This window comes from Erwinia sp. V71, assembly GCF_965644245.1.
In the GTDB taxonomy this organism is placed as follows: Bacteria; Pseudomonadota; Gammaproteobacteria; order Enterobacterales; family Enterobacteriaceae; genus Erwinia.
In genome coordinates, this window is the sequence record NZ_CBFFRK010000087.1 from 1 (window position 1) to 17,621 (window position 17,621).

Sequence of the window (17,621 nt, forward strand, 5' to 3'; positions counted from 1 at the left end):
GTTCCGGCAGCCTTCAGTGGTCTTTGCAGAGTTAAGACAGGCGGCTTAGCGTTGCACTTCGAACTTGAATCCGCCTATAGCACCAAGATTATAGCACGGGATGTTAGGTGTCATCAGTTGGTCAAATAAAATAGCTTGCTGTACGGTCGTCAAAGAATGCGCAGACACAGGTGTACCTCCGGTTAAGGCCAGGGCAAAAGTAGACGAAGAAATTTAAGTATATAAATATTTCTGAAGTATTAAATAGCAGACTTAAATTTTTTTAAAGTAAAGTAAATTTGGTATTTCAGTCTCATTATGAGATCGCGTTTTTTATTTGTGGGTATTATTGAAGCGGGAAAATAATAATGAAATAAAAGCTTCGTTTATTTGACATATATAAGCAGATAACATCATAACGCCATTTTTTTCCTCTGTGCCCAATCGTAAAAATTTGTTGGAAGCATGGCGTGCGCCCGCAGGCCTGGTTAGCATGAAGGAGTATTCCTGGGACTAAGAGAGGCGCTTACGTGGGAAAGGTCATGGCGGACAAATGGCAGTACTGGATCATTGGCACCTTTTTGACAGCAATGGCTGGCAGTGTGCAGGCGGATTCGCTGGATGCACAGCGCGAGCGTTATCAGCAGATTAAACAGGCTTGGGACAATAATCAGATGGCGACGGTGGAGCAGCTGATGCCGACGCTGCGCGACTACCCGCTGTATCCCTATCTTGAGTATCGCCAGCTGGCGCAAAATCTCGATCAGGAGACCAGCCTGGCGGTAAATAACTTTGCTCAGCAGCACCCTACATTGCCGCCGGTGCGCTCACTCCCGGCGCGTTTCGTTAACGAACTGGCGCGCCGTCAGGACTGGAATGGCCTGCTGGCATTTAGTCCGGAGGCACCCAAACCTGTGGCCGCGCGCTGTAACTGGTATTACGCCAAATGGGCTACCGGCCAGCAGCAGGTGGCGTATACCGGTGCGCAGGATATCTGGCTGACCGGAACATCATTACCTGCCACCTGCGATAAATTATTCTCGGTCTGGCAGGATGCCGGGCAGCGTACGCCGATCACCACGCTGGAGCGTATTCGCCTGGCGTTAAAAGCCGGTAATACCAGTCTGGTGAATTTCCTCGCGAAGCAGCTGCCAGCGGACTATCAGACCATCGCCACCGCGTTGATCGATCTGCAAAAAGATCCGCGTAATGTGGACGCGTTTGCCCGTACCGTTGGCCCGACTGACTTTACCCGCCAGGCCACCATCATCGCCTTTACCAGCCTGGCGCGCCAGGACGCGGAAAATGCGCGGGCGATGCTCCCGACGCTGGTACGCCTGCAGAAAATGAGCGAGCAGGAAAAACAGGCGCTGGACGAAATTGTTGTCTGGCGGATGATGGGCAGCGATACCACGGCTGAACAGGCGCGCTGGCGCGACAATGTGGTGATGCGCAGTGAGTCTACGGCGTTGATTGAACGCCGGGTGCGCATGGCGCTGGGGGAAAATGATCGCCGCGGCCTGAATACCTGGCTGGCGCGACTGCCGCTGGAAGACAAGCAGAAAGACGAATGGCAATACTGGCAGGCAGATCTGCTGCTGGAACAGGGACGTAAAGAGGAAGCGAACGGTATTCTGCAAAAGCTGATGCAGGAGCGTGGCTTCTATCCGATGGTGGCGGCTCAGCGTCTGGGTGTAGCCTATCCGCTGCAGGTGGATAAAGCGCCACGACCGCAGGGAAGTCTGGTTCAGGGCACAGAAATCGCCCGGGTGCGTGAGCTGATGTTCTGGGGCATGGATAACCTGGCGCGCAGCGAGTGGGCGTATCTGGTGGCCAGCAAAACACAGCCGGAGCAGCAGATGCTGGCGCGTTATGCGCTGGATCAGGGCTGGTGGGATCTGAGCGTGCAGGCAACGATCAGCGGCAAGTTGTGGAACAGCCTGGAGGAACGCTTCCCGCTGGCATGGCAGGATCAGTTTAAACGCTATACCGGCGATAAAGGCATCCCGCAGAGTTATGCAATGGCGATTGCCCGCCAGGAGAGTGCATGGAATCCGAAAGCGCGCTCGCCGGTCGGGGCATCCGGCCTGATGCAGATCATGCCCGCCACCGCGCAGCATACGGTGAAAATGTTCAGCATCCCGGGTTATGTGAACAGCAGTCAGCTGTTTGATCCGCAGACCAATATTCAGATCGGCACGCAGTATCTGGAGTATGTCTATCAGCAGTTTGACCAGAACCGCATCTTCGCTTCGGCAGCGTATAACGCGGGGCCGTCGCGGGTGAGAACCTGGCAGGGGAACAGCGCCGGGCGGCTGGATTCGGTGGCGTTTATCGAAACCATTCCATTCTCAGAAACCCGTGGCTATGTGAAGAACGTGCTGGCTTATGATGCGTATTATCGCCACTTTATGGGGCAGCCAGATAAGATCATCGCCGACGGCGAGTGGCAGCGTCGTTACTGACTATGCTATTCTTCCGTACTCGTTAATGAGTACGGAAGAACCTTCATGACTCAAGACTCCATCCCTGTCACCGAAGAGCCATTCAATGCTGACTGGCAACGTTTTGTTGCCCTGATGCAGAATGCTTTCGCCGATAACCTGCATTTGCCGCTGTTTCAGCTGATGATGACGCCCGATGAACGCGAATCTTTTGGCACCCGTTTGCGCATTATTGAAGAGCTGCTGCGCGGGGAGATGAGCCAGCGCGAGCTGAAAAGTGAACTGGGACTGGGTATCGCCACCATTACGCGCGGTTCAAACAGCCTGAAAGCAGCGCCGCCTGCGCTGAAAGCGTGGCTGGAAAGTCAGCTGTTGCAGGGGACAGAGAAGCGTTAACGCGCGGTTCAGGCTGATAACTGATGCCGGCGGTGAGAGGCATGCCGGACTGCTCCTTCCCCCATAGCATGGGGGGAAGGTTGGGATGGGGGAACTGACGACACGGTGCTACCTGTTCCCCCCTCCCAGGCCCTCCCCCATTTTATGGGGGAGGGGATCATAATGGTGCCGCTTACTCAGCCACTTTCATCTGATAAACCGGATTGTGAAACGGGCACAGCGCCAGCACCAGCGCCTGATGATACACGCTGCTGCGCGTCAGGATATTGTGGGTAAATGCGCCAATCGCGCCGCCTTTGTGCTTGATATTGTCAATCCCCGTCAGGCGCGACATCTCGTCGCCCAGTTCCCGACCTTCATGAATTCCCTGCAATACCACCTGAGGCAGGGTAAAACTGGCGGAACGCGATTCGCCGCGCTGCTTATGATCTTCCACTACCATCCAGGCAAACGCAGTGTCATCTTCGATACCGGCTTCGATCGCTACCCAAAAGTCTGCTTCCGGGCGGACCTGACGGGCATTCATCACACGCTGACGTGCGCCAGTTCTCGTTTCTGCATTTGTCATCGGCTGCGCAGCTACGCCGCTGTCGACCTCGACACCCTCAATATGGCAGGATCCCTGTCCGAAAACATCGCTGAATGCCTGAGAAATAGCGCTAATTTTTGCCGGATTGATGGTAGCAGCGACAACATGGTACATAATTGTTTGAACCCTCTACGCAAATTTGTCGCAGTATAACGGAAAAAAACATGTTACAGGTCTATCTTGTTCGTCACGGAGAAACTGTCTGGAATGCTTCCCGTCGTATTCAGGGACAGTCAGACAGCCCACTGACCGGGAAAGGTGAACAGCAGGCGTTTCAGGTTGCTGAGCGCGTGAAGTCGTTAGGTATCACTCATGTTATATCCAGTGATTTGGGCCGCACGCGTCGTACCGCCGAAATCATTGCTGATGCCTGTGGTTGCCATGTCATCCTTGATCCTCGCCTGCGCGAACTGAATATGGGTGTGCTGGAACAGCGCCCGATTGAGAGCCTGAGCGAAGAAGAAGAGGGCTGGCGCCGCACGCTGGTTAACGGCAGCGAAGATGGCCGCATCCCGCAGGGTGAATCGATGAGCGAGCTGGCGGCGCGTATGCACGATGCGCTGAATGCCTGTCTCGACCTGCCGCCAGGCAGCCGACCGTTGCTGGTGAGCCATGGTATGGCGCTGGGTGCGCTGGTCAGCACTATTCTCGGTCTGCCTGCGTGGGCGGAACGCCGTCTGCGTCTGCGCAACTGCTCGATTTCACGCGTCGATCATCAGCAAAGTGCCTGGCTGGCATCAGGCTGGGTCGTGGAAACCGCCGGGGATGTCTCGCATCTGGATGCCCCTGCGCTGGATGAGCTGCAGCGTTAACGCTGCAGGTTGATCCTGCGCCCGGTGTTGCCTCACCCCGACCCTTCTCCACGATGTGGGGGGAGGGGCGAGTGAACCATTACCTGGGGCGAAGAAAAGAGCTGAAGTGTGAATTAACCCTGGCGGCGAATCGGAATCAGATAATCGCAGCGGATCTCTGTCGGCGGGTTCTGTCGCTTCTTGCCGCCGTGGGTGTGGAAGCGTTCAATATCCTGCCCCTGACGACGGGTCAGGCCCAGCGTCGGCATACAGGTACCGTAAATCAGCAGGATAAACTCCTGCAGCTCGCTGGTCGGGCCGTCGTAGGTAAACTGCACGTAGTCACCCGCTTCCAGCAACACCGTCTGGGTTGACTGCATGCTGTGATTCAGCTGATCCGAAGAGACCGCCGTGGTATACAGGATCTCCTGCTCATCGTCCTTCTCCTGGCTTGGCCGTGACTGATGCAGGCCGTACAGGATTGGCGGCACGGTATCGGTTTCTGTCAGGAACTGACGCCAGAAGTGAATCCGCATCTCATCGCGATAGTGCGAAATCTGTTCCAGCGTACAGGTATAACTCTGCGTCTGGCCGACCAGCACCGTTTCCGGCAGCGTGACGTAAGTCGGCTGCGGCAGCGTGAAATCTCCCAGCCGAATCGGCGGGCGAATACCAAAGGAGTTCCAGTCGGAGGAACGGCGATAGTACGCTGGCGTCTGGGCAAACTGCTTCTTAAACGCGCGGGTGAAGGTCTGCTGTGAGTCAAAGCGGTATTGCAGTGCGATATCCAGGATCGGACGGCTGGTCAGACGCAGCGCGACCGCGGCCTTGGACAGACGACGCGCACGGATATAAGCGCCAATCGCATGGCTGGTAACTTCCTTGAACATTCGCTGCAGATGCCACTTAGAGTAACCTGCCTTTGCCGCCACATTGTCGAGAGACAATGGCTGATCAAGGTGGCTCTCCAGCCAGACAAGCAAATCGCGAATGATACCGGCTTGGTCCATAAAACGTCCTCTATGTACTCAGGGTTGGCGCGGGAAAAGCAAAGACGACGAATAATAGCACTAATTGCGCAAAAAACGGCGGCGGTTTCACTGGTCCGAATGTGCTATATCAATGCAGTCTGGCGTCAGGTAAGTTAGGCGGAAGGGGGGAATCCCATCCAGGGGTTTACCTTACAGTCTCATCTATTTCCTTTGCAATGGTAACGTAATGTCAATAAAAGCCAGGTTATTAGTCACAATGGTGATTTTCTCTGCAATTACAGCACGGGCAGAGGTCGTCGGCTCAGTAGATACGGTGTTTAAGATGTTCGGACCGGATCACAAAATCATCGTCGAAGCTTTTGATGATCCCGAGGTAAAAAATGTAACTTGTTATATCAGCCGGGCAAAAACCGGTGGCATCAAGGGGGGACTCGGTCTGGCGGAGGATACTTCTGATGCGGCTATCTCCTGCCAGCAGGTCGGGCCGATCACATTGAGTGATGCGATCGCCAAAGGCAAAGCGGAAGGGGAAGTGGTGTTTCGCAAACGTACCTCGTTAATCTTTAAATCACTGCAGGTGGTGCGCTTTTACGATCAGAAACGCAACGCGCTGGTTTATCTGAGCTACTCGGATAAAGTGGTAGAAGGTTCGCCGAAAAATGCGCTGAGCGCAGTGCCAATTATTCCGTGGAAGGAATAAAAAAGCGCTGACGGGTTCAGACTACTGACAGACTCAAGCTATTAAAACAGCAACGAATAAGTCTGAAACGCAGGGAGCACGGTCAGAGGAGGAAAGCGTCCCGCGCCATGGACGGCGCGGGTCGAGCGGTCAGGATGACGAAAAGCGACTTTCCGATCCGACCGTGTTCCCTGCGCAGGCTCAGTGCCACAGCAACGAGCCTTTAAGCAGCGAAACTTTTTACAGGCGTTTAGTCCTGCAGATCACCACAGAAGCGGTAACCTTCACCATGGATAGTGGCGATGATTTCCGGCGTATCTGGCGTCGATTCGAAATGCTTACGGATACGACGAATGGTGACGTCAACTGTGCGGTCATGCGGCTTCAGGTCGCGACCGGTCATCTTTTTCAGCAGGTCGCCACGGGTCTGAATCTTGCCCGGGTTTTCACAGAAGTGCAGCATGGCGCGGAACTCGCTGCGTGGCAGCTTGTACTGTTCGCCATTTGGGCTGATCAGTGAACGGCTGTTGATGTCCAGCTCCCAGCCATTGAACTTGTAGCTCTCCACCAGTTTACGCTCGTCGCTGCTGATGGTGAGGTTCATGGTACGCGACAACAGGTTGCGCGCACGAATGGTCAGTTCACGCGGGTTGAATGGCTTGGTGATGTAATCGTCGGCGCCAATCTCCAGACCGAGGATTTTATCCACTTCGTTATCGCGGCCGGTGAGGAACATCAGCGCGACATTGGCTTGCTCACGCAGTTCACGCGCCAGCAATAAACCATTTTTACCTGGCAGATTAATGTCCATAATCACCAGATTAACGTCGTTTTCTGTCAACACCTGGTGCATTTCGGCGCCATCCGTAGCTTCATATACCATGTAGCCTTCGGCCTCAAAAATACTTTTGAGAGTATTGCGAGTCACTAATTCGTCTTCAACGATAAGTATGTGCGGGGTCTGCATGTGTTCGCTACCTAAAATTTTGCCAACAAATTCGAAAACAGGACGTACCACCGTTAACTGGCTTAGCAATAACGCATTTAACCGCAGTACAAAATTATGTTCTTGATGCTCTGTCCATCAACGTCAACAACATTGTCAGCTCAGCCGAAAGGATGAATCCTGCATGCCCCGGCAGTGCCTCATAACGCTGTTTATACCCTGGATAACTTGAGTGGCAGGAAAGTCAGTGTCTCTGCAACCCGAAGTAGATTGGGTATATCCTAACCGCATTAACAGCAACATAACAGCGCGGACTACAACCGATGTGCATTAAAACAACGCTTCGTTGACTTATATCAAAAGCTATTGTAGCACGTTAACACTTTCGTGAAAAACTCTTCGCAGAATGCCAGCTTAGCTCACAAATATCATGAAAATCGTCACGATTCAGCTCAGAAAGGCAAAATGCTGGCATTTTGTTTATCTGCGGAAGCTAACTCATTGATAATCATTATAGGCTTGTTAAATATTTGCGATAATTTAGCGTTAACGCACTCTTTGCGTGCAAAACGACTACCCATATAATTTATCCGGGTTATTTCCGTGTGTTATCGAATTGTTAAATTCAGCGGCCTGTTATTTAACATGCTGTCATGTCAGAGTATGCGCCTGTGCTAATGTGATATTTAAGGCTGTCATGCGCTTTCCTTTGATTCTGGTCTCTCCTGCCCGTGCGGAAAATATCGGTGCTGCGGCGCGCGCGATGAAAACCATGGGGTTTACTGAATTACGTATTGTGCAGAGTCAGGCTTACCTTGATCCTGCTGCGCGCCGGGTGGCGCACGGTGCGGGTGAAATCCTGGATAATGTGACCCATTTCGACTCGCTGGCTGATGCGCTGGCGGATATCGATTTTTCTGTCGCCACCACGGCACGCAGCCGGGCGAAATTCCGCTATTACGCGACGCCACAGCAGGTGCAGGGCATCCTGCAGGAGAAGATGCAGTGGGTAAACAGCATGGCGCTGGTGTTTGGCCGTGAAGACAGCGGCCTGACCAATGACGAGCTGGATCAGGTGGATTTGCTGACCGGCATTCCAATGGCCAATGATTATCCTTCGCTGAATCTCGGCCAGGCGGTGATGGTCTACTGTTATCAGTTATCTGCTCTGCGTCAGCTGACGGTAACTCCCGTGGTGCCAGCTGAACAGCAGCAACTCGGTGCCCTGCGTCAGCGCGTGGAGCAGCTGCTGGTGCAGCTGGAGGTGAGCGATGACGAGAAGCTGGCAGACTGGCTGCATCAGCGTATTGGTCTGCTGGAGCAGCGCGACAGCGCGATGCTGCACCGTCTGCTGCATGACATAGAAAAAAAACTTATAGATAAAAATTCGGCATGATCGCCTGCTGGCAGTGTGACTGACCAGCAACGAAGTTATCTGTAACCGATCCGCTCGCGCATTCGTTATTTCGCTGCCGCAGCGTGCGGATCCCGCACACCGCACCAGAAGATAAAAAAATTGACTTAGCCATCGCTTTGCTTTACTTCTGGAAGGCAGACAGACATTAAAAGACAGACAGACGATAAATCTTAAATGCGTAAAATCAGCCTGAACACCACCATTATTATTACCACCACCATTACCACAGGTAACGGTGCGGGCTGACGCATTCAGGAAATAACAAAGAAAAAAGCCCGCACCTAAACAGTGCGGGCTTTTTTTTCGGCTCAATTCAGGAGAGTGTGAAACATGCGAGTGTTGAAATTCGGCGGAACCTCAGTGGCAAATGCGGATAGATTTCTGCGTGTTGCCGACATTCTGGAAAGCAACGCCAAACAGGGACAGGTTGCCACCGTGCTCTCTGCGCCCGCGAAAATTACCAATCATCTGGTGGCGATGATTGAGAAGACTATCAGTGGCCAGGACGCCCAGCCGAATATCAGCGATGCCGAACGCATCTTCGCCGAACTGCTGCAGGGGCTGGCCGATGCCCAGCCGGGCTTTGCTTATGATCGTCTGAAAACTCAGGTAGACCTCGAATTTGCCCAGCTGAAACAGGTGCTGCATGGCGTCAGCCTGCTCGGCCAGTGCCCCGATAGCGTCAACGCCGCAGTGATCTGCCGCGGTGAAAAACTCTCTATCGCCATTATGGAAGCGTTGCTGCAGGCGCGTGGCCATGGTGTTACTGTTATCGACCCGGTGGAGAAACTGCTGTCGGTCGGTCACTACCTCGAATCAACCGTTGATATCGCTGAATCCACCCGTCGTATTGTCGCCAGCCAGATCCCGACCGATCATATGATTCTGATGGCCGGTTTTACGGCCGGTAACGAGCGTGGTGAGCTGGTGGTGCTGGGCCGTAACGGTTCTGACTACTCTGCCGCGGTGCTGGCGGCCTGTCTGCGTGCTGACTGCTGTGAGATCTGGACTGACGTTGACGGGGTTTATACCTGCGACCCGCGCCAGGTGCCGGACGCACGACTGCTGAAGTCGATGTCCTACCAGGAAGCGATGGAGCTGTCCTACTTCGGCGCGAAAGTTCTCCATCCCCGCACCATCGCCCCTATCGCCCAGTTCCAGATCCCTTGCCTGATTAAAAACACCGCCAATCCACAGGCTCCTGGCACCTTAATTGGTGGCGACGAAGTGCTGGATAACAGCCCGGTAAAAGGCATCACCAACCTGAACAATATGGCGATGTTCAACGTTTCCGGCCCAGGCATGAAAGGCATGGTGGGGATGGCAGCACGCGTGTTTGCGGCTATGTCTCGTGCTGGCATCTCGGTGGTGTTGATCACCCAGTCCTCCTCGGAATACAGCATCAGCTTCTGCGTGTCGCAAAGCGACCAGTCGCGCGCCCGTCGCGTGCTGGAAGATGAGTTCTACCTGGAGCTGAAAGATGGCCTGCTGGAGCCGCTGGATGTGATGGAACAGCTGGCGGTGATTTCCGTGGTCGGCGATGGTATGCGTACCCTGCGCGGCATCTCCGCCAAATTCTTCTCTGCGCTGGCGCGCGCCAATATCAATATTGTGGCGATTGCCCAGGGCTCGTCTGAGCGCTCCATCTCCGTGGTGGTGAATAATGCGGATACCACCACCGGCGTGCGCGTGGTGCACCAGATGCTGTTTGCCACCGACCAGGTGATTGAAGTGTTTGTGGTGGGTATCGGCGGTGTCGGCGGTGCGCTGATCGAGCAGCTGCATCGTCAGCAGGCGTGGCTGAAGAACAAACATATCGACCTGCGTGTCTGCGGTATTGCCAACTCGAAAGCGCTGCTGACCAATGTGCACGGTGTGCCGCTGGAGAACTGGCGCGATGCGCTGGCACAGGCGAAAGAGCCGTTCAGTCTTGAACGTCTGTCGCGTCTGGCGAAGGAGTACCATCTGCTGAACCCGGTGATTGTCGACTGTACCTCCAGCCAGGCAGTGGCCGATCAGTACGCCGATTTCCTTGCCGATGGTTTCCATGTCGTGACGCCTAACAAAAAGGCGAACACCTCCTCCTGGAACTACTACCAGCAGATGCGCGCTGCGGCGGAGAAATCACGCCGTAAGTTCCTGTACGACACCAACGTCGGTGCCGGTCTGCCCGTGATTGAAAACCTGCAGAACCTGCTGAATGCCGGTGATGAGCTGATCCGTTTCTCCGGTATCCTTTCTGGCTCGCTCTCCTTTATCTTTGGTAAGCTGGACGAAGGCGTGTCACTCTCTGACGCCACGCGTCAGGCGCGCGAGCTGGGCTTTACCGAGCCGGACCCGCGCGACGACCTCTCCGGCATGGATGTGGCGCGTAAGCTGCTGATCCTCGCCCGTGAATCCGGGCACCAGCTGGAACTGAGTGATATCGAGATTGAAGCCGTGCTGCCGGACAGCCTGACCCAGATAGCGGATGTTGAGACCTTTATGCAGCGTTTGCCAGAGCTGGATGATGCGTTTGGCGCCCGTGTCGCTACGGCGCGTGAGCAGGGTAAAGTGTTGCGTTTTGTCGGCGTGATTGAAGAAGGCGGCGCGTGCAAAGTAAAAATTGACGCCGTCGACGGTAATGATCCGCTGTTTAAAGTAAAAAATGGCGAGAACGCGCTGGCGTTCTACAGCCGCTACTACCAGCCGATTCCGCTGGTACTGCGTGGTTACGGCGCGGGGAATGATGTCACCGCCGCCGGGGTATTCGCCGATCTGTTACGTACGCTGTCGTGGAAGTTGGGAGTTTGATGATGGTAAAAATTTATGCACCGGCCTCGATTGGCAATGTCAGCGTCGGCTTTGATGTGCTGGGCGCGGCGGTGTCACCGGTCGATGGTTCGCTGCTGGGCGACTGCGTGACGGTGGAAGCTGCCGACAGCTTCAGTCTGGTTAACGAAGGGCGTTTCGTCAGCAAACTGCCGACAGATCCGCAGGAGAATATCGTCTACCAGTGCTGGAAACGTTTCTGCGAAGCGACTGGCAAAGAGATTCCGGTGGCGATGAAGCTGGAAAAGAATATGCCAATCGGCTCCGGTCTGGGCTCATCCGCCTGTTCGGTGGTCGCGGGTCTGATGGCGATGAACGAGTTCTGCGGCAAACCGCTGAATGACACGCAGCTGCTGGCGCTGATGGGCGAGCTGGAAGGGCGCATTTCAGGCAGCGTGCACTATGATAATGTGGCTCCCTGCTTCCTCGGCGGTTTGCAGCTGATGCTGGAAGAGAACGGCATTATCAGTCAGGACGTGCCGTGCTTTGATGACTGGCTGTGGGTGATGGCTTATCCGGGTATTAAAGTCTCCACGGCGGAAGCGCGGGCGATTTTACCGGCGCAGTATCGCAAAGAAGACTGCATTAAGCATGGTCGCTATCTGGCGGGCTTTATTCATGCCTGCCACTCGCAGCAACCGGCGCTGGCGGCGAAACTGATGAAAGATGTGATCGCCGAACCGTATCGCACCAGACTGCTGCCGGGTTTTGCCGACGCACGTCAGGCCGCGCAGGATATTGGCGCGCTGGCCTGCGGCATCTCTGGCTCCGGCCCGACGCTGTTTGCCGTCTGCGACAACACGGATACCGCGCAGCGTATGGCTGACTGGCTGCGTCAGCACTACCTGCAAAACGATGAAGGCTTTGTACATATTTGCCGTTTAGACACGGCAGGCGCACGTAAACTGGGATAACGCATGAAACTGTATAACTTAAAGGATCATAACGAGCAGGTCAGCTTTGCCCAGGCGGTAAAGCAGGGATTGGGCAAACAGCAGGGGCTGTTCTTTCCACTGGAGCTGCCTGAGTTTGAACTGACCGATATCGATGAGATGCTGAAGCTGGACTTCGTGACCCGCAGCAGCAAAATTCTCTCCGCGTTTATTGGCGATGAAATTGCTGCACACCAGCTGCAGGATCGCGTCAAACAGGCTTTCGCTTTCCCGGCGCCGGTCGCCCGTGTGTCGGACGATATCGCCGCGCTGGAGCTGTTCCATGGCCCAACGCTGGCGTTTAAAGACTTCGGCGGCCGTTTTATGGCACAGATGCTCTCTTATATCAGCGGTGCCGACGAGAAAATCACTATTCTGACCGCGACCTCCGGTGATACCGGTGCGGCCGTTGCCCATGCTTTCTACGGCATGGAAAATGTGCGCGTGGTGATCCTCTACCCGCAGGGCAAAATCAGCCCGCTGCAGGAGAAGCTGTTCTGTACTCTTGGCGGTAATATCGAAACCATCGCCATCGACGGCGACTTCGATGCCTGCCAGGCGCTGGTGAAACAGGCCTTCGACGATGAAGAACTGAAAAAAGCGATTGGCCTGAACTCGGCTAACTCGATCAACATCAGCCGTCTGCTGGCGCAGATCTGTTACTACTTCGAAGCGGTTGCACAACTGCCGCAGGAGCAGCGCAACCAGCTGGTGGTTTCCGTACCGAGCGGCAACTTTGGCGACCTGACTGCCGGTCTGCTGGCGAAATCTCTTGGTCTGCCAGTCAAGCGCTTTATTGCCGCGACCAACGCTAACGACACCGTGCCACGCTTCCTCGCCAGCGGCGAATGGCAGCCAAACACCACCGTTGCCACCCTGTCGAATGCGATGGACGTCAGCCAGCCAAACAACTGGCCGCGCGTGGAAGAGCTGTTCCGCCGCAAAATCTGGCGTTTACAGGATCTGGCCTACGGTGCCGTGAGCGATGACACCACCAAAGCCACCATGCGTGAGCTGGACGGTTTGGGCTATGTGTCTGAACCGCATGCGGCGATTGCGTATCGTCTGCTGCGCGATCAGCTGCAGGAAGGGGAGTTTGGTCTGTTCCTCGGCACGGCGCACCCGGCGAAGTTTAAAGAGAGCGTGGAAGAGATTCTTGGCCGTGAACTGCCACTGCCGGAAGCGCTGGCGGAACGCGCTGATCTGCCTCTGCTGTCACACAATATGTCAGCTGATTTTGCTCCGCTGCGTGCTTTCTTACTGAAGTAACCTGCTGACGGGAGCCGGTTCCGGCTCCCGTAAAACACGGGGGATCAGTGATCCCCTTCGTGCCGCTTAAACACCAGCTCGTCCGCAGAACTGCTTTCCGCATCAAAGAAGTAGCCTTCGAGGTCAAATGTCTTCAGCTGTTCCGGCTTCGTCAGTTGATTCTGAATAATATAACGGCTCATTAAGCCACGCGCTTTTTTGGCGTAGAAGCTGATCACCTTAAACTTGCCGTTCTTCTCATCGAGGAACACGGGCTTGATAATGCGGCCATTCAGTTTCTTCGGCTTCACCGCTTTGAAATATTCATCCGACGCCAGATTCACCAGCACATCGTCACCCTGCTGCGCCAGGGCGTCATTCAGCGCCAGCGTCAGTGTTTCACCCCAGAAACCATACAGGTCGTTCGCCTGCGGATTATTCAGCTTAATCCCCATCTCGAGGCGATAAGCCTGCATTAAATCGAGCGGACGCAGCAGGCCGTACAGCCCGGAAAGAATACGCAGGTGCTGCTGGGCGAAATCGAAATCTTTCGCGCTGAAATCTTCCGCCTGCAGGCCGGTATACACATCGCCTTTAAACGCCAGAATCGCCTGACGCGCATTCTCCAGCGAGAACGGTGGCTGCCAGTCATTAAAACGCTGTGCATTCAGTTCTGCCAGCTTGTCGCTGATTTTCATCAGCGACGCGATTTGCGCTGGCGACAGGTCACGTGCGACGGCGATCAGCTGCTGTGATTTGTCCAGCAGTGCGGGTTGGCTAAATTTTTTGCTGGCCAGCGGGCTGGCAAAATCCAGCGTTTTCGCCGGAGAGATAACCATCAACATATTTTTTCTTCCTCAGACGATTCCAGTGTTTTCTTCTGGTTATTCAGCTTTGTATTTGTGCTCACTGTAACAAAAAAGCCATTAGATTAGGCAAATCATTGCTATTCGTGCTGGCGATGGTTTTCGCCCCATCCTTACCTTGCGTGGTCAGTGTCGCGTGATATCATCAGTAACAGACTTTTTACCCCCTCACAGTCTAACTTGACGAGAATGACAATTATGACGGACAAACTTACTTCCTTACGCCAGCTGACTACTGTGGTTGCTGACACCGGTGATATCGCTGCGATGAAACTGTATAAGCCGCAGGATGCCACTACCAACCCTTCTCTGATTCTCAATGCCGCCCAAATCCCTGAATACCGCAAGCTGATCGATGTAGCGATCGCCTGGGCGCGTGAGCAGAGCAGCAACAAGGAAGAGCAGATTCAGTACACCTCCGACAAACTGGCGGTGAACATTGGTCTGGAAATTCTGAAACTGATCCCTGGCCGTATCTCTACTGAAGTGGATGCTCGCCTGTCTTATGACACCGAAGCCAGCATCGCCAAAGCACGCAGCCTGATTAAGCTGTACAACGATGCCGGTATCAGCAATGACCGTATCCTGATCAAACTGGCATCTACTTGGCAGGGTATCCGCGCGGCGGAAGTGCTGGAAAAAGAAGGCATCAACTGTAACCTGACTCTGCTGTTCTCCTTCGCTCAGGCACGTGCCTGTGCAGAAGCCGGTGTGTTCCTGATTTCTCCGTTCGTGGGTCGTATCCTCGACTGGTACAAAGCGAACACCGACAAGAAAGAGTACGCTGCGCATGAAGATCCAGGCGTGGTGTCCGTGTCTGAAATCTACGAATACTACAAGCAGCACGGTTATGAAACCGTGGTGATGGGCGCGAGCTTCCGTAACGTTGGCGAGATCCTGGAACTGGCTGGCTGCGACCGTCTGACCATCTCTCCAAACCTGCTGAAAGAGCTGGCGGAAAGCGAAGGAGCTGTTGAGCGTAAACTCACTTACACCGGTGAAGTGAAAGCGCGTCCGGCGAAAATGACCGAAGCGGAATTCCTGTGGCAGCACAACCAGGATCCAATGGCGGTCACCAAACTGGCAGAAGGTATCCGCAACTTTGCCGTTGACCAGGGCAAACTCGAGAAGATGATTGCCGATCTGCTGTAATCGTTTTGCCAATGGCCGGATTTTCCGGCCATTTTTTTTCCCTTTTTTACCTGTCCGCCCCTTCGTGTATTATTCTTGCCAGTAACACTTCCTTTTAAACCGCGCCTTTCTGCTTTGCCTGACGGGTCGCGATGATGCAGCGAATACACCATGAATACATTACGCATTGGATTGATCTCCGTTTCCGACCGCGCCGCTAACGGCATTTATCAGGATCAGGGCCTGCCGGCGCTGGAAGAGTGGCTGAACCAGGCCATCAGCACGCCGTTTGAAGTGGTGACCCGCCTGGTGCCGGATGAACAGCCAATGATTGAGCAAACCCTGTGTGAGCTGGTGGATGAACTGTTCTGCCATCTGGTGCTGACCACGGGGGGAACGGGGCCCGCGCGCCGTGATGTCACGCCGGACGCGACGCTGGCGGTGGCGGATCGTGAGATGCCCGGTTTTGGCGAGCAGATGCGGCAAATCAGCCTCAACTTTGTGCCGACGGCGATCCTGTCGCGTCAGGTGGGGGTGATCCGGAAACAGTCGCTGATCCTCAATCTGCCAGGCCAGCCAAAGTCGATCAAAGAGACGCTGGAAGGGCTGAAGGATGAACAGGGCAATACCAAAGTACACGGTATTTTTGCCAGTGTACCGTATTGTTTACAGTTGCTTGACGGGCCGTATGTGGAAACGCACCCGGCGGTGGTAGCAGCATTTCGCCCTAAAAGTGCCCGACGTGACACAAATCTCTGAAAAAAATCTTTTTCAGGCATAAGATCCAGCTTTGCTGGTGTAGCAGGAAATTGACGGTATAGTCATCGTAGCTTTACAGCTCTGGCTGTACCTTTTCTGTCGCTTCTGGAAATGCCTGAAAACCTATGGAACATAATACAACTCGCCGGTTAAACCGGCAGGACTACAAAACCCTCTCTCTGGCGGCGCTGGGTGGCGCGCTGGAGTTCTACGACTTCATTATCTTCGTCTTCTTTGCCGCCGTCATTGGTCAGCTGTTTTTCCCGCCGGACATTCCGGAGTGGCTGCGTCAGTTGCAGACCTTCGCTATTTTCGCCGCGGGTTATCTGGTGCGCCCGCTGGGTGGCATCGTGATGGCGCACTTCGGCGATAAAATTGGCCGCAAGAAGATGTTCAGCCTGAGTATTCTGCTGATGGCGTTGCCGACGCTGGCGATCGGGATGCTGCCGACCTACGACAGTATTGGCATTGCCGCACCCGTATTGCTGTTACTGATGCGTATGCTGCAGGGCGCGGCGATTGGCGGTGAAGTACCGGGGGCGTGGGTATTTGTCGCTGAACATGTACCCGCCAAACGTACCGGCTTTGCCTGTGGCACGCTGACATCGGGTCTGACCTTCGGCATCCTGCTGGGATCGCTGGTGGCGACACTGATTAACACCTCCATGACGCCACAGGCCGTGGCGGAAACTGGCTGGCGTATTCCTTTCTTCCTCGGTGGCATTTTTGGCCTGGTGGCGATGTACCTGCGCCGCTGGCTGGAAGAAACCCCGGTATTCCGTGATATGCAGGCACGCAAAGCGCTGTCGGATACCCTGCCGCTGAAAACCGTGCTGGCGCAGCATAAACGTGGTGTGGTGGTTTCGATGCTGCTGACCTGGCTGCTCTCTGCCTGCATTGTGGTGGTGTTGCTGATGACGCCAACCCTGCTGCAGAAACAGCACGGTATTGCAGCGGCCACGGCACTGCAGGCAAACAGCCTGGCGACGGTGATGCTGATTATTGGCTGTATCCTGGCGGGCCTGCTGGTGGATCGCATTGGCGCGGCGAAAGCGCTGATTATCGGCAGCCTGCTGATGGCCGCTGGCAGCTGGAGCTTCTTCCATATTGTCGCCAGCGCGCCGGAGTACCTGTTCAGTGCCTATGCGATTGCCGGCCTGTGCCTGGGCGTGGTGGGGGTGGTGCCGTATGTGATGGTGCACGCTTTCCCGGCAGAAGTGCGCTTTAGCGGTTTTTCCTTCTCTTACAACGTCTCTTACGCCATTTTCGGTGGCCTGACACCGATTACCGTCACGCTGATGATGACGCTGACACCACTGGCTCCGGCCTGGTATGTGCTGGCGCTGGCCGTGATGGGGCTGATCACCGGATTGTGGCTGCTGGCGGAGCGTCGCCAGCAGGCATTCCTGCATCAGGTCAGCGCACGTTAAAAACGTACGTTACTGCTACCTGTCATCGTGCGCGCTCATTCCCTCCCCCCACGGCGTGGGGGGAGGGCTAGGGTGGGAGAACCCGTAGCACTGAATTGTTTGCGCCCCCATCCTGGCCTTCCCCCGCTTGCGGGGTGTACGGTCCGGGGACACAGTGAACACTTGTTCGGGGACATGGTAGACACTTACAACTAAGGCATAAGAACCCGTT

16 protein-coding genes and 1 other annotated feature are annotated in these 17,621 nt (G+C 54.9%); of the genes, 12 read left to right on the forward strand and 4 right to left on the reverse strand.

Annotated features, from left to right (window positions below):
* The first annotated feature begins 521 nt into the window (after positions 1-521).
* A complete protein-coding gene (gene sltY / locus ACSZO1_RS16150) occupies positions 522-2,444 on the forward strand; it encodes a murein transglycosylase (RefSeq protein ID WP_437614355.1) in 1,923 nt (640 codons plus the stop codon).
* A 45-nt stretch (positions 2,445-2,489) separates the two neighbouring features.
* Positions 2,490-2,819: a trp operon repressor gene (gene trpR / locus ACSZO1_RS16155; protein ID WP_437614357.1), complete on the forward strand. Its 330-nt coding sequence runs from the start codon at positions 2,490-2,492 to the stop codon at positions 2,817-2,819.
* A gap of 172 nt (positions 2,820-2,991) precedes the next feature.
* Here trpR and yjjX read toward each other — a convergent pair whose 3' ends face one another.
* On the reverse strand, positions 2,992-3,522 hold the full coding sequence (gene yjjX, locus ACSZO1_RS16160) for an inosine/xanthosine triphosphatase (protein ID WP_437614359.1): 531 nt from the start codon (positions 3,520-3,522) through the stop codon (positions 2,992-2,994).
* A 50-nt stretch (positions 3,523-3,572) separates the two neighbouring features.
* On the opposite strand from yjjX, the gene gpmB reads away from it, so the two are divergent.
* Positions 3,573-4,220 (forward strand): 2,3-diphosphoglycerate-dependent phosphoglycerate mutase GpmB, encoded by a 648-nt coding sequence (gene gpmB, locus ACSZO1_RS16165; RefSeq protein WP_437614361.1) that lies wholly within the window; start codon positions 3,573-3,575, stop codon positions 4,218-4,220.
* A 113-nt stretch (positions 4,221-4,333) separates the two neighbouring features.
* On the opposite strand, the gene robA is transcribed toward gpmB, so the two are convergent.
* Positions 4,334-5,209 carry an MDR efflux pump AcrAB transcriptional activator RobA gene (robA, locus tag ACSZO1_RS16170; protein WP_437614363.1) on the reverse strand — a complete coding sequence of 292 codons (876 nt, stop codon included), beginning with the start codon at positions 5,207-5,209 and terminating at the stop codon, positions 4,334-4,336.
* 208 nt (positions 5,210-5,417) lie between these two features.
* On the opposite strand from robA, the gene creA reads away from it, so the two are divergent.
* A complete protein-coding gene (creA, locus tag ACSZO1_RS16175; protein WP_437614365.1) occupies positions 5,418-5,891 on the forward strand; it encodes a protein CreA in 474 nt (157 codons plus the stop codon).
* A gap of 229 nt (positions 5,892-6,120) precedes the next feature.
* Here creA and arcA read toward each other — a convergent pair whose 3' ends face one another.
* Positions 6,121-6,837, reverse strand: a complete 717-nt coding sequence (gene arcA, locus ACSZO1_RS16180) for a two-component system response regulator ArcA (RefSeq protein WP_437614367.1) — start codon at positions 6,835-6,837, stop codon at positions 6,121-6,123.
* A gap of 676 nt (positions 6,838-7,513) precedes the next feature.
* On the opposite strand from arcA, the gene ACSZO1_RS16185 reads away from it, so the two are divergent.
* From ACSZO1_RS16185 to thrC, 5 genes are all read left to right on the forward strand, one after another.
* Complete coding sequence (locus ACSZO1_RS16185) at positions 7,514-8,212, forward strand: tRNA/rRNA methyltransferase (RefSeq protein ID WP_437614369.1); 699 nt, start codon at positions 7,514-7,516, stop codon at positions 8,210-8,212.
* 195 nt (positions 8,213-8,407) lie between these two features.
* Positions 8,408-8,479, forward strand: a complete 72-nt coding sequence (gene thrL / locus ACSZO1_RS16190; protein ID WP_313857581.1) for a thr operon leader peptide — start codon at positions 8,408-8,410, stop codon at positions 8,477-8,479.
* Positions 8,415-8,538, forward strand: a sequence feature (Thr leader region). Its footprint overlaps the gene before it by 65 nt.
* Positions 8,539-8,563: 25 nt before the next feature.
* Positions 8,564-11,026, forward strand: coding sequence for a bifunctional aspartate kinase/homoserine dehydrogenase I (gene thrA / locus ACSZO1_RS16195; protein WP_437614371.1), 2,463 nt, complete (start codon positions 8,564-8,566; stop codon positions 11,024-11,026).
* Between the two features lie 2 nt (positions 11,027-11,028).
* Positions 11,029-11,958: a homoserine kinase gene (thrB, locus tag ACSZO1_RS16200; RefSeq protein ID WP_437614383.1), complete on the forward strand. Its 930-nt coding sequence runs from the start codon at positions 11,029-11,031 to the stop codon at positions 11,956-11,958.
* A 3-nt stretch (positions 11,959-11,961) separates the two neighbouring features.
* Positions 11,962-13,245, forward strand: a complete 1,284-nt coding sequence (thrC, locus tag ACSZO1_RS16205) for a threonine synthase (RefSeq protein WP_437614373.1) — start codon at positions 11,962-11,964, stop codon at positions 13,243-13,245.
* 44 nt (positions 13,246-13,289) lie between these two features.
* Here the strand turns inward: thrC and yaaA are convergent, their stop codons facing one another.
* Positions 13,290-14,069, reverse strand: coding sequence for a peroxide stress protein YaaA (yaaA, locus tag ACSZO1_RS16210; protein ID WP_437614375.1), 780 nt, complete (start codon positions 14,067-14,069; stop codon positions 13,290-13,292).
* Positions 14,070-14,288: 219 nt separating this feature from the next.
* On the opposite strand from yaaA, the gene tal reads away from it, so the two are divergent.
* The 3 genes from tal (at position 14,289) to ACSZO1_RS16225 (ending at position 17,410) form a co-directional block, all read left to right on the forward strand.
* Positions 14,289-15,242 carry a transaldolase gene (gene tal, locus ACSZO1_RS16215; RefSeq protein WP_437614377.1) on the forward strand — a complete coding sequence of 318 codons (954 nt, stop codon included), beginning with the start codon at positions 14,289-14,291 and terminating at the stop codon, positions 15,240-15,242.
* A gap of 150 nt (positions 15,243-15,392) precedes the next feature.
* Entirely contained in the window at positions 15,393-15,980 is a 588-nt protein-coding gene (mog, locus tag ACSZO1_RS16220; protein WP_437614379.1) for a molybdopterin adenylyltransferase, read from the forward strand.
* 125 nt (positions 15,981-16,105) lie between these two features.
* Positions 16,106-17,410 carry an MFS transporter gene (locus tag ACSZO1_RS16225; RefSeq protein WP_437614381.1) on the forward strand — a complete coding sequence of 435 codons (1,305 nt, stop codon included), beginning with the start codon at positions 16,106-16,108 and terminating at the stop codon, positions 17,408-17,410.
* Positions 17,411-17,621: the final 211 nt, after the last annotated feature.